Source organism: Streptomyces sp. NPDC046308 (genome assembly GCF_055588065.1).
Genome location: NZ_JBVJFB010000003.1, coordinates 745,227 through 757,350, shown reverse-complemented (window position 1 = coordinate 757,350; position 12,124 = coordinate 745,227). Strand labels below are relative to the sequence as shown.

At 65.6% G+C, this 12,124-nt stretch carries 12 protein-coding genes; 8 read left to right on the top strand and 4 right to left on the bottom strand.

Annotated elements, in window-relative coordinates:
- The 6 genes from mycP (at position 1) to ACZ6JT_RS17285 (ending at position 5,885) form a co-directional block, all read left to right on the top strand.
- Positions 1-1,179: a type VII secretion-associated serine protease mycosin gene (mycP, locus tag ACZ6JT_RS17310; protein WP_469210644.1), complete on the top strand. Its 1,179-nt coding sequence runs from the start codon at positions 1-3 to the stop codon at positions 1,177-1,179.
- Between the two features lie 53 nt (positions 1,180-1,232).
- Complete coding sequence (locus tag ACZ6JT_RS17305; protein WP_469210642.1) at positions 1,233-1,661, top strand: hypothetical protein; 429 nt, start codon at positions 1,233-1,235, stop codon at positions 1,659-1,661.
- Positions 1,662-1,689: 28 nt separating this feature from the next.
- The gene (locus ACZ6JT_RS17300) at positions 1,690-3,972 is read left to right on the top strand and encodes a hypothetical protein (RefSeq protein ID WP_469210640.1); all 2,283 of its coding nucleotides are present in this window, start codon (positions 1,690-1,692) and stop codon (positions 3,970-3,972) included.
- Entirely contained in the window at positions 3,972-4,517 is a 546-nt protein-coding gene (locus tag ACZ6JT_RS17295) for a hypothetical protein (protein WP_469210638.1), read from the top strand. Before ACZ6JT_RS17300 ends, ACZ6JT_RS17295 begins: the two co-directional genes overlap by 1 nt.
- Positions 4,518-4,704: 187 nt before the next feature.
- The gene (locus tag ACZ6JT_RS17290; RefSeq protein WP_469210636.1) at positions 4,705-5,325 is read left to right on the top strand and encodes a hypothetical protein; all 621 of its coding nucleotides are present in this window, start codon (positions 4,705-4,707) and stop codon (positions 5,323-5,325) included.
- A complete protein-coding gene (locus ACZ6JT_RS17285) occupies positions 5,322-5,885 on the top strand; it encodes a hypothetical protein (RefSeq protein WP_469210635.1) in 564 nt (187 codons plus the stop codon). Before ACZ6JT_RS17290 ends, ACZ6JT_RS17285 begins: the two co-directional genes overlap by 4 nt.
- Before the next feature lie 244 nt (positions 5,886-6,129).
- Here ACZ6JT_RS17285 and ACZ6JT_RS17280 read toward each other — a convergent pair whose 3' ends face one another.
- A complete protein-coding gene (locus ACZ6JT_RS17280; RefSeq protein ID WP_469210633.1) occupies positions 6,130-6,627 on the bottom strand; it encodes a hypothetical protein in 498 nt (165 codons plus the stop codon).
- A 475-nt stretch (positions 6,628-7,102) separates the two neighbouring features.
- On the opposite strand from ACZ6JT_RS17280, the gene ACZ6JT_RS17275 reads away from it, so the two are divergent.
- Positions 7,103-8,014 carry a hypothetical protein gene (locus ACZ6JT_RS17275; RefSeq protein ID WP_469210631.1) on the top strand — a complete coding sequence of 304 codons (912 nt, stop codon included), beginning with the start codon at positions 7,103-7,105 and terminating at the stop codon, positions 8,012-8,014.
- A gap of 89 nt (positions 8,015-8,103) precedes the next feature.
- Here the strand turns inward: ACZ6JT_RS17275 and ACZ6JT_RS17270 are convergent, their stop codons facing one another.
- The 3 genes from ACZ6JT_RS17270 to ACZ6JT_RS17260 form a co-directional block, all read right to left on the bottom strand.
- Entirely contained in the window at positions 8,104-9,450 is a 1,347-nt protein-coding gene (locus ACZ6JT_RS17270; RefSeq protein WP_469210630.1) for an ApeA N-terminal domain 1-containing protein, read from the bottom strand.
- Between the two features lie 94 nt (positions 9,451-9,544).
- The gene (locus tag ACZ6JT_RS17265) at positions 9,545-10,351 is read right to left on the bottom strand and encodes a creatininase family protein (protein WP_469210629.1); all 807 of its coding nucleotides are present in this window, start codon (positions 10,349-10,351) and stop codon (positions 9,545-9,547) included.
- Positions 10,352-10,544: 193 nt separating this feature from the next.
- The gene (locus tag ACZ6JT_RS17260; RefSeq protein WP_469210628.1) at positions 10,545-11,021 is read right to left on the bottom strand and encodes a hypothetical protein; all 477 of its coding nucleotides are present in this window, start codon (positions 11,019-11,021) and stop codon (positions 10,545-10,547) included.
- Here ACZ6JT_RS17260 and ACZ6JT_RS17255 point away from each other — a divergent pair.
- Complete coding sequence (locus ACZ6JT_RS17255; RefSeq protein ID WP_469210627.1) at positions 11,020-11,964, top strand: tyrosine-type recombinase/integrase; 945 nt, start codon at positions 11,020-11,022, stop codon at positions 11,962-11,964. The two genes, ACZ6JT_RS17260 and ACZ6JT_RS17255, sit on opposite strands and share 2 nt — an antisense overlap.
- Positions 11,965-12,124: the final 160 nt, after the last annotated feature.

Genomic DNA, 12,124 nt, shown 5'->3' with positions numbered 1-12,124 from the left:
ATGCGCATGCGTAAGGCGACCTCGGCCCTGGTGGGCCTGCTGCTGGCCGGGGTCGCCGCGACCCCGGCCCACGCGGCCACGATTCGATCGCAGCAATGGCATCTTGACGCCATGAAGGCCGATGAGATCTGGAAGATCAGCACTGGCAAGGGAATCACCGTCGCGGTGATCGACACTGGTGTTGATCAGGTTCCCGAGCTTGCAGGCCAAGTCCTTCCAGGTAAAGCCTTCCCTGCTGGGGATGTCGAGGTCGGCAGGGACAATGACTATTACGGCCACGGCACTGCCATGGCCGGGATGATCGCTGGCACCGGAAAACACCCGAGCGGTGATGGTGCGTACGGTCTTGCGCCTGGCGTCAAGATTCTGCCGATCCGTGTGCCTGACACTCACGAAGCGGCGGATACTCCATCGCTGGTTGAGGCGATCCGGTACGCGGCGGACACGGAAGCCAAGGTCATCAACATTTCCATGGGCATGCCTAGCAAGCCTGAGGAAGATGCGGGGCGAGCCGCTGCCGTGAAGTACGCGCTCTCGAAGGGCAAACTGATCTTTGCTGCCGTTGGTAACTACGGAGATTCGACCAACGAGCTTGCTTACCCCGCTGGGACCCCCGGAGTAGTGGGCGTCGGAGCCGTTGACGCCACTGGCGAGCCGACCAAAGAGTCCATGCATGGTCCCCAGGTGGACATGGCCGCGCCGGGCATTGACATCGTTTCGTCCTGCAAGGAAAAAACGGGTCTGTGTAAGACCCATGGCACGAGTGATGCCAACGCCCTCGCCTCCGCCTCAGCCGCCCTCCTCTGGTCCGCGCACCCCGACTGGACCAACAACCAAGTCCTCCGCGTCCTGTTGAACAACGCCGGCAAGCCCGTCGACGGCTCCGGGCGGAACGACTACGTCGGCTACGGCGTGGTCCGGCCCAGTGTCGCGCTGAAGAATCCCGGCGACCCCGGTCCCGCCGACGTGTATCCGCTGCCCGACCTGGCGGCGGCTGCGGCGGCCGCAGGGAAGTCCGCCTCGCCCTCCGCGCCCGCCGACGGCAAGGCGCCCGCCGCCGCGCCGAAGGCCGAGGAGAAGAAGAGCGGCAGCTCGCTGCCCTGGATCGCGCTCGGTCTGGGAGCCTGCGTGCTCATCGGTGGCGCCGTGACCGTGGTCGTCGTACGCCGCAACCGCTGAGCTTTGTTTTGACCTGACCCTGATCTACCGGCTCTGACTCGGGAGTTCGCTCGATGTCGTTCGACAAGGAATGGTCGGCGGCTCGCGCCACGGCCACCGCCAACGTGTCCATGCGGCTCAACCAGGTGCCCGCCGATCCAGGCGGCGGTGGCGGCGGTGGTGGTGACCTCGAGCTCAACCAGGACCACATCGGTGCCGTCGGCTCCGACGCGTACAAGCTGCACACCCGCCTCCAGACGGACGGCAAGCACGCCGACACCGCCAGCACCGAGGCCGCCGGGGCCCTCACCAAAGAGGGCTTCGCGAGCGGGGCGGCGCTGCTCAAGGCCCACGGCCTCTGGGAGGGCCAGGTCAAGACGCTCGTGGCCGCCTGCGCCAACATCTCCAACGGCCTGAACTACTCGCTCGCCTCCCACGCCAAGGACGAGCAGCAGCTCCACGCAGACTTCACGGCGTCCGCGATCGACACATTCCTGAAGTAGAAGAAGCAGAAGTGGACGGGGCGCCTGCATGCTGACGTACGAGAACGTGATGAGCGCACCGCTGGACAAGCTCCAGACGGCGGTCACCGACTGGACCGCGATGGCCGGCAAGCTCGACGAGATGGCCGAGGCCGCTCGTACGGGCATGAAGGCGAAGGCCGACAAGGCCGACTGGAGCGGGGTCACCGCAGGGGTGGCGCGGGGGTTCGTCGACAAGACGGCCAAGGAGTTCGAGGACGCGGCCAAGGCGGCCAAGGGCATGCACCGGGTCCTCGCCGACGCGCACGCGACGTTCAAGGCGGCCCAGGACGAACTGAAGAAGCTCGTGGCCGAGGCTCCCGCGGCCGGTTTCCGGATCGACGCCACCGGGCGGGTCTCCGCGATCCCGCTGCCCACCGAGGCCGAGCGGAACGCGGCCCGCCACGACCCCGACTACCAGCAGACCCTGAACACGAACCGCAACGCCTGGCAGTCCCGCGTCAACCGCGCGGTGGAGGACGCCCAGGACGCCGACGACTCCCTGGTCCGGGCCCTCCAGGCGAACGTCACCGACGAACACGACTTCAGTGGGCCGAAGTTCGAGACCCTCGACGCCGAACAGGCGGCCCGGGCCGCCGACCTGCTGAGGAAGGTCACCGGCGAGGGCGGCACGGCGCGCAACGTCGAGGCGCTGCGCGAGCTGGAGGAACTGCTCGACGACAACCGCGAGGACCCCGAGTTCTCGACGGGCTTCTACCGGACGCTCGGCGCCGAGGGCACCCTGGACATGTACTCCAAGCTGTCCCTCGACGCGACGAGCCTCGGGGCGCCGGGCAAGGACCGCGCGCTGATGGTCGCGAACATCCAGAGCGACATGGGCGCCATGCTCGGCCTCGCCACGCACAAGGACGTCCCCCACCACCTCGACGCCGCCTGGACGACCCAGCTGATGAAGGCGGGCCGCAAGGAGATGGACGTCTTCGGCGGCGTCCGGCAGATCTACGGCTACCAGGCCCTCGGCGCGCTGCTCCGCGAGGGCACGTACGACACGGAGTTCCTGACGTCGGTCGGCCGCGACATGGTCGCCATGGACCGCAAGGACCCGAACGCGTGGGAGTTCCATACCCCGTACGGCATGGAGTCGGTCCTCAGCCAGGGCGGTGACGGCCGCGGCTTCTACCCGCTGACCGGGCTCATGGAGGCGCTGGGCAACAACCCGGAGGCGGCGACGGCGTTCTTCAACGAGCCGGTCCGCGAGGACAGCAACAAGGACGGCATCGTCACGAAGGACGACAAGCCGGTCGGCGGCCAGCACGGCAAGGACCGGGGCATGGTCGACTACATGCTCGATAAGAAGCCGTACATGGACAGCTTCGACATCACGCGGACCGGCGAACTCCACCCGGCCCAGCAGGCACTCGGCGACGCCCTCATGGCGGCGGTCTCCCACCGCAGCCCGGGCGACGAGGACTCCCCGCCCGTCGCCCACACCAAGGAGATGGCGGCGGTCATGGAACGCGTCGTCGAAAAGATCGGCGACAAGCCGGAACTGGTCGACGCGGATCCGGGCGAGCCGGACGGGCCGCTGAACGGCCTCTCCGGGCACTTCGGCCAGATGGCGGCGGAATACATGCCGGACATCCAGGCCGCGGCGGAGAACAACAGCCGGACGATCAAGGCCAACGGCGAGATGGCCGTATTCGACAAGGCCGACATGGCTCGGTTCATCGGGGCGGTGGGCCAGGACCCGGAGGCTTACGGTGCGATGACCACGGCCCAGCGAACCTTTACCACGGCTCTCGTCAATGATGTCTTTGCCCATCGGGCCGAGTACGACGATGTCGATGCGGCGGTCAAGGTCGCGGTGCATCCCGGTGGACAGATCGCCGGCATGCTGTCCGAGGCCCGGGCGGAGGGCACGTTCGGTGAGAACGCCCACAAGCAGGAGGAGTACGTCAAGGGCGTCGAGGACAACGCCAAATGGGTCAACCGGGGTATCACCGCGGCGGGTGGCAAGTACCTCGAGCTGGTGCCGTTGGCGGGCGATGTCGTCGAATGGCTCCAGGAGGACATCACTGAGAGCGTGGTCGAAGGCGCGCAGAAGGACGCTGCGAAGAAGTTCGAGGACAGTAATCAGGAGGCTGCCGAGGAGTACGCGCGCGCGCAGACCGGAGCGTCCGACTCCGCCGCTGCGTCGGTCCGTATCGCCGCCCGCGGGTCCGGTTTGTCCGCGCGAACCATCGACTCCTACGCGGGTGTCGCGTCCACGGAGACGGCGAACGCCTACTCGAACGGCCGGGACCTGGTGGCCACGATGAACGGGGGGTCCTGATGCGCCGTCCTCGTATCCGCGGGGCGGTAGCCGCCGTCCTCGCAGGGACGGCACTGCTGGTCGGCTGCTCCGACGGCAAGGAGTCGGCTGCGCCCGAACTTCCCGAGTCGACGTGCTTCGGGGCCTTCACACCGGTGGAACTCGCACCCTTCATGGGTACGGGCAAGGAGGTGCGGGTGGATGCGCCCGCCGATGTCCGTCTGAGTGCGGGCCGGAAGAGCGCCATCTGCAACATCTACGTGGACGGCAAGACCCGCTTCTTCGCCACGGCGGACCGCTTGCCGCAGGGGCAGCACTTCGTCTGGGCTCCGTCGGTCGACGAGCAGAAGCCGGAGGCGCTTCCCTTCGCGCAGGACAGCAAGCTGTGGGACGGCGGCGCCGCTGTCGTTCTCACCTGCAGCGGGCCGTCGGACGCCTTCGAGCTCCGGCTGTGGATCGACGGCTCGGTGGAGAAGATCCGGCAGGACGCGCGACGGCCCCTGTTCACCGCGCTCATGAAGAAGTACCTGGACTTCGCCAAGGAGCAGACCGGCTGCGGCGCCTGAGGCGGCGCGGCCGGGAAGGCGCCCGACAGAGAGACCGACGCTTCGCTGGCGGACCCGTCCGGGCACTCCGGCCAGCTGGCCGCCACACCAACGGCCATTCGGCCGGACGCGACCAGGTGGCATCGGCGGCCGGCACGTCGTGAACGGCGCGGCAGCCCGACACATTGGTGCGGAGAAGGGGCGAGGAATGGCTTGGACGAGGACACGGGCGACGCGGCTCTCGGGGCTCGTGGCGGGTGCGCTCCTGCTCGCGGGATGCTGCTCCGACACTGAGGCCAAACAGCCTCCGGTGAAGGACCCCGTCGCGGCGACGGGCGACGCCTGTCCCGGGCTGCTCGACGCGGCGGCCGGGGAGGCGTTACAGCGCGTGCTCCAGGCTTCGTACCTGGTGCCGGACGACGACCAGGCCGTGAGCGCGGCGGTCATGGCCAAGGCCGTGGAGGACGCGCGCCCCGTACCGGTGTGTCTGGCGACAGGGCAGGTCGGATCGGGCAGCCGGGTCGGGGAGATCCGGCTGCGGCCGGGCCCCCAGGGGGAGCGCGGCAAGGGCGTGCGCATGATGAGCAGGGAGAACGCGCGGGCGATCGCCTTCGACTGCGAGAGCTCCCGGGTCGGGGCCGTGGGGACGCTGAGGGTCACCGCCACCTTCGAGAACCAGTGGGAACAGGGCACCTGGAAGGCCGAGCTCGGGAACGACTACCTGGTCATCGCACACTCCGCCGCCCGCGCCCTGGCCAAGGAGCTGGGCTGCCGGGACGGGGGAGGGCTGCCCCAGCAGGCCTCGGGTCTGCCTGCGGCGGCGGCGTGATCGGCGTCGGCGCTCCGTCCCGTACGCGCGCCACGCCGGTGAGGGTGGCGGCCGCCCTCGCCGTCGGCCTCACCCTGCTCTCCGGCTGTGCGGAGGAGGAGAAGCCGTCGGCTGCCTCGAAGGTGCGGCCCGAGACGTGCTTCGGGGCCTTCACGCCGGACGAGTTGGCGCCCCTGCTGGGCAGGGGAGAGGAGGTCACGGTCGACTCCCCCTACGGCCTCGAACTGAACGCACAACGCCGCGGGGTGACCTGCAACATCTACGTGGACGGCAAGAGTGGGCTCCTCGCCACCGCGACCTGGCAGCCTCTCGGGCGTGGCTTCCAGCCGCTACCGGAGGCGGCGAAGGCCGATTCGATTCCCGCGGTGGAGAACGGCAAGGTGTGGGACGCGGGGGCCGTCGCAGGGATCTCCTGCAAGAGGGTCGAGGACTCCTTCGAGCTGGCCCTGGGGCTGTCCGGGAGCGTCGACGGCAAGGCCGAGGAGACGCGCCGGTTGCTTGCCGAGCTGATGAAGAAGTACGTCGACCGGGCGAAGCAGCAGAACCACTGCGCCGGCTAGAGCCGGGGAAGGCGAACGCCGCTCGGGGGTAGGCGCACGAGCCCGTGGCGTAGCCAGCCAGGACCGGACGCGACAGAGCCCCGCGCATGAGGTCGCAGGCTCCTCGCCCTGGCGGCTGTTCCTTATACAGGCGGAGCCGCGAGCTTTGGTGCGCAATGGGCGGCTGCACGACGCGCGCCATACGGCCGCTGCGGTTCTGCTGATCCTCGGTGTCCTCGCGGATGCGTGACCTTAAAGCTGATCGTTATTCCTCGGTACCGAAGCAGCACCCGTACGTGCCGTTGTCGTACCACATTCGTTCCGGTAGGAGTTCATCGCAGTTCGGGCAGACAAGGAGATCGGGAGGGTTGACACGCATAACCGCGGCGTTCTTCAGGGCGAAAATCGAGAGCACCGTATCCCTGCCGTGTTCTTTGATGCCCTGTTGCAGGAACTCGAAAGCGCCATAGACCTGCCCGCACTCGCACTGAATGCGGTTGCATCGAAACGAGCCGATGTCCTCGACACCGAGCTCCGAAGCGATCTTGGCCTTCTCCTCGCTTGACACCTTCTTGATGCCGGTCTTCTCAACCCGGTCAGGCGTCCAATACCAGGCCTTGACGGCCCTCGCCTGGGGTAGGGACGCGTAGAACGTCGCTGACTTACCACTGATGATTGCGTCCCGGACGATGCTGACAACGTTGAAGTCGTCGGCCGCCATGACAACCTTTCCGCTGCCTGCGACTCTCTCGACGTCATCCAACGTAGCTTTTTCCATGCAAGTCACTGTTCTCCGGTGTGGCACCGATTGCCAGGCGGCGCGCTGTCGCTCCGCTCGATCGGCTCAGGGGCCCACTTCATGTCACGGCGAGACGCTGGGCAGACAGAACGGGAGACACCCAGTGAGACGGGAACTGACACGGAGCACTGAAAGAGCGGCACCCCTCCGGGGGTGCCGCCCTGTCGTTCTGCCTGGTCAGAAGCAGTAGAAGCCGTGACCGGAATCGAACCGGCGTAACTCGCTTTGCAGGTTTGTCCTTGCTGCTTAGAGCTATGACCGCAGCCGTTCGCACCCGTCCACGGACGTTCATCTGATCCTTCCGGGGGACCCCGCGTACGTAGATGGACGACTGCGAACAACCATGAACGAGACGGAAACTGAGACGGGCGGCCCATGCGGTTGCGCGGTCCTCGGTACTATGCAGCGGACGCACGATGCACACGAGGGGGAGCCGTTCATGCCCGATCTCAGCACCTTCATATCCGAGGGCTTCGGTTCGGTGGCGACCGCCGCGGTATCCCTTCTGGCGATTCCGGGCGTCATCATCGCCGGCCATATCCAGGGCAAGAACGCCCGCCAGGCGGGAGAGGCGCAGGCCAAGGCAGCTCTCGAAGCGGCGAAGGAACAGGCCCATCTCTCCTACCGCGCCGCCCTCGACAGCGCCAAGGAGATCTCTGGGGAGAACCACGCCCAGTGGCAGCGAGACCGGTGTCAGGAGGTCTGGGCGGACTACGTGAAAGAACTTGACCTGTTGTTGCCGAAGGTGGAAGCCAACGACCAGGAAGCCCGGTCCGAGGACTTGTTGAAGGCGTACGCCATGGTGGAGCTGCTGAGCCCGTCAAGCGTCTTGACCAGGGCGCGCGAGGTGAAGGATGGGGCGCTGGACTTCACGACGGCGCTGTACGTGGAACACATGGAGCGCAGGAACTGCATCAGCTTGGCTCGGGCGAGGCGGCGGTTGGACGAAGCTGTGGCAGCAGCATCACGGCTGTCCCGATCCGCAGGGAACAACTTCGTTGAGCAAGTTCAGATTTCTGCCGATGACTGGGATTACGTAGGGCCGGACTCCCTATCGGAGTGGGAGGACATGTCGGCGAGGTTCGAGCGAGGCGAAACCGCTCGTGCTGCCCTTGAAGCGCTCGACGAAGCGGCGCAGGCACTCGGAGATGAAGCGGCAGAGAACCGAGCCCGCGAGGCCCTTATAGCCGCTTCCTTGAGCGATCCGGAGGCCGCTTCGTTGTCCCGTACTGCATGTGTGGATCGTGAAGCACAGGTTGAGCTGCTGACACAGAGGCGGATGGCGCTGAGGGATCTTAGGGACGCATTCGTCGCGGAGGCCCGCAAGGAGCTGGACGCCCTGGGAGCCTAGTCCCTTTGAGGCCGGGGGCGGGCGAGACTGGACAAGTCGATCCGACTGCGATGACCCATCGACCTCTGCCCCGTTTTGCAAGATAACGCTTAGTAACCTTTACGTGCCGTCAAGGCAGTCGGGGGATTCCTTACAAGATCTTGCACGCGTTCCCGGACGCGATAGCTGACCCGACGTCGAAGCATGTCCTCGATCGTGTCCTTTCGCATGCCGCAGCGCTGCAATAGGTATGTGGTGAGGAGTAGATTTCCAGAGGCTGCGAGAGTTTCGAGATCTTGGGGGTCGGGAGAGTAATTCGGTTGATGCTTGGCGCCGTTGTAGGCGCTCCAGAATAGATCAGCCCATTTTTCTGGGTTTCCTGTAAATTCGGCAAATGGTGCCCCCATTCTGAGGGCCAGCGCAAGGCTCGGAGGCTTGACTTTTGTCCAGGCAGGGCGACCCTTCTTTTTGGATTCGGCGACGAGGCGTTCGATCCCAACGGCTGTTTCTGTTAGGTAACTCAGTCGGGTCATGCGCCCCAATCTGTATGGGGCCGTTACTGCTCCTATAGGGACAGGGAGCTCGTCGTGTAGTCTAATCCAGCGGCTCAACCCCTCTGCTCCGTTAGCGCCAATGAGGTCGAAAAGGGGGAAGGATAGTTTAGGCGTCCCGCTGCTTCCGTTAGCTGCTACCTCCATGAGGGTAGAGTTCCAGAAACTTGGATATTCCGTGGGGTTCGGATCGCTGCCCATGATGGCGATTCCGCCATCCGCCGGAACGAACGAGTCATGGGCTACGCATAGTAGATCTTGAACCCGAACTAGGGCCTTAATCAGCTCTTCTGGCTGGCGAGGGCGATTGGCTCGGATGCTAATAGCTACTGGGGAATAAGTGTATGCGCGGTCGCGGTCATTTTTGATTTCCCAATGGCCTCCGATGGCGAGGGAGAGCGAGCCGACCTTGGTGACCATCTCATCGGGTGCGCGAAGTGTAAGCGTCACAGCCCCCGAGCGACCGTCTGTTTTGCGCTCGTGCTGAACGTTAGCAACCTTAACCCCTGACCATGTTGAAATCCCTGGAAAGAAGGCGCGCAACTCCCGCACCTTAACGTTCTTGAGTTTCTCTGGTGAAACTCTAGAGAAGGCGGTGCGGGCGGAATAGGTGTAGACCGAGGCTCGACGCCCGCCGATATTTGTGGTGCCGCCATGCCTGGAGATATCAAAGATCACGGCACTCCCCTCCGGGTATAGGGCCTGAATGAAGTGCGGCCGCTCCCTTCCGAGTTCCATGAACATGGCAGTATCGGGGTGCTCGTTTAGTGTTCGGATTTCCAGGGTTCCGCGATCTTCCTTTTTTATGAACCCCCTTTCTGGCTCTTCGTCCCGTTGTCCGACTCTTGAGGAAGGCCAGAAAAATCCCACTGTTCCTTCCAGGATTGCTTTGAGTTCCTTCTCCAAATCTTCGGCCTCGCTTTTCTGGTCTTTGTTGCAGGCTCGGAAACGTATCGTCAAGGGCTTTTTGCGGCGCTGGCGCCGGCATGCCTTGATCCACTCATCGGACAGGGGCGAATGAGGCGGAGCACTTATCCGGTTGACCTGTGCTTCCCCGCTCCCCGCCGATGTCGAGAAGCGACTTACTCAGTGTGGCCTTACACCTCTCCGGAGCTGTCAGGTGATCAGCGAAACTGTCTGTGAGGCTGGAGAGAACCGCTTGCCCCTTCTCAGCAGTGGCTTGAGAGGGAAAACCGATGACCCCGGACTTGGTGTACTCCTTCATACCCAGCGTGAGCAGGAAGGGGCGGTCGCTCGCGTCGTGGTCGGCTCCCTCGTAGCCGGGGCGGACGAGGGCGGGCTCTGAGTGGAGCAGGATCGAAGTCTCGATCTCCCCAGCGTGCATATCGTCGTGGGCACTGCTAGACAGGCCGGCGTGCTCGCGCGCTCGGTTCCACTCTCGGCCCTGCGGGAAGAGGCTCATCCGCGGCTCGGTGAGGTTGGCCTCCTGCACGATGTTGGACAGCGCGTAGTTGCCACCGTGAGCGTTGACGAGGACGAGCTTTCGCACCCCGGACGCCTCCAGGGAGGCGGCGATGTCGCTGATCACGGCGTACAGGGTTCGTGCGCTGATGCTGACGGTGCCAGGCCATGTCCCATGCTCGTGGCTGCACGCGATGGTGATCGGGGGCAGGGCGAGGACAGGGTAGGTGGCGGCGAGTTCGCGAGCGATGACGCAGGCGATTGCTGTGTCCGTGATGAGGGGCAGGTAGGCGCCATGCTGCTCGTACGACCCGATGGGCAGCACGGCCACACGTGGGGCCTGGTTCTGAACGTCGACGGTGGTGATGGTAGGAAGCAGGTGCACGGCTCTCCTCTGGCCGAGTCAGCTGCCTTTCATAGTGCCCAATAGGTGGTTGAGATCGGCAATCTCGACTAGCTTCCGCCAGCGGGCGAGGAGGGGCTGGAGCCGTAGAAGCTCGGCGAGGATGCGCGCGGATCCGGTGGATTGAGCGATCGCGGCGGCTTCTGATGCGGCGCCGTAGGCGCCCTCCACGTCTTCAAGCTGGGCGTATGCGGTTGCGAGGCGAGCCAGGGGCAAGACCACGGTCACGCTGTTGTTCGGCCGGCCACCGGGCGAGGCTCGCTTCCAGTGTCCGCAAGGCCTCCTCCGGGCGCCGCAGCTGCAAGGCGCAGGTCGCCGCCTCCATGTCGATGTACGAGACGGAGCAGTACGGGGCCAGCCCGGCAGGATCTATCTCGTGATCAGCGAACGTCCGAGCCTCGTCAAGCGCCCGCGCCGAGTCGTTGGAATGCCCCAGCAGGGCCTCGGAGTAGGCACGTGCCCGGAGGGCCACAGCTTGGACGTCGGGGGGTAACTTCTGCGCCTGCTTGAGGGCCGCGTTCGCCAACCCGACCGCGTATCCGGCCTGCCCGGCCTCTGCCGCGATGTTGCTGCGGCGCTGGAAGACATACGCGCTCAGCGTTGGGTCATCCAGTTCGGATGCGTAGTCCAATGCCCGGTTGGTCCAGAGCATGGCGGACTGGGAATCCCCCGAGTTCCTGATCCCGGGGCTGGGGGCGCACCGACTCGACAGGCTCAAGCCCGAACACATCGAGACGTTCTACGCCCAGATGCAGGCCAACGGCAGTAAGTCAGCGACCGCACATCAGGTTCACCGGACCTTCCGCACCGCCCTCAACGAAGCCGTGCGGCGCGGTCATCTCGGCAAGAACCCCGTTCAGTTGGCCAAGGCACCCAAGACAGGGGACTACGAGGTGGAGCCCTACAGCGTGCAGGAAGTGCAGCGACTGCTGACCGCCGCCGAAAGGCACCGCAACTCGGCACGGTGGGCGGTCGCTCTTGCCCTCGGGTTGCGCCAGGGGGAAGTACTGGGGCTGACATGGGATGACGTGGACCTTGAGGGTGGCTTCCTCGTGGTCCGTCGTAGCCGTCATCGGCCGCAGTACGCGCACGGGTGCGCGGAACCATGCGGGCGCAAGGCGGCCGGCTACTGCCCGCAGCGGCGGCGCACGAACCCTGAGCTGTCCATCACGAAGTCTCGGGCGGGCCGCCGAGCTGTCGGCCTGCCCGACCAACTCGTCGACCTGCTCCGTAACCACCGGACGGCACAGGAGAAGGAGCGGGCGGCGGCCAAGCGATGGCAGGAGAACCGGCTGGTGTTCCCCGACGAACAGGGACGCAGTCCCCCCCCACCGCAGGGACTGGGCCGAGTGGAAGGCTCTGCTGGGGCGAACGTCCGGGACGGACGCCTGCACGACGCCCGGCACACGGCCGCGACGGTGCTGCTGATCCTCGGAGTTCCCGAGCGCGCTGTCATGGGTCTCATGGGGTGGTCGACCACCGCTATGGCCGCTCGGTACCAGCACATGGTGGACGGCGTACGAAGTAGTATCGCCGGGCAGGTCGATGCCCTGATCTGGGCAGCCGGCGACGCAGCAGGCGACTCCGCAGATTAAGCGAGTTGACGCGTCGTGGCTAAGTAGTGATGGCTCAGCGGGTGGGGGCAAGACAGCTATGCGAGGGTCGCCCCCATCCCCTGGGTGATCAAGGAAAGAGTGCCAGCCCTTGCCGCAAGGACCTCCCCCAGCGCGCACGGTCTCGCTAGGCTAACGACGA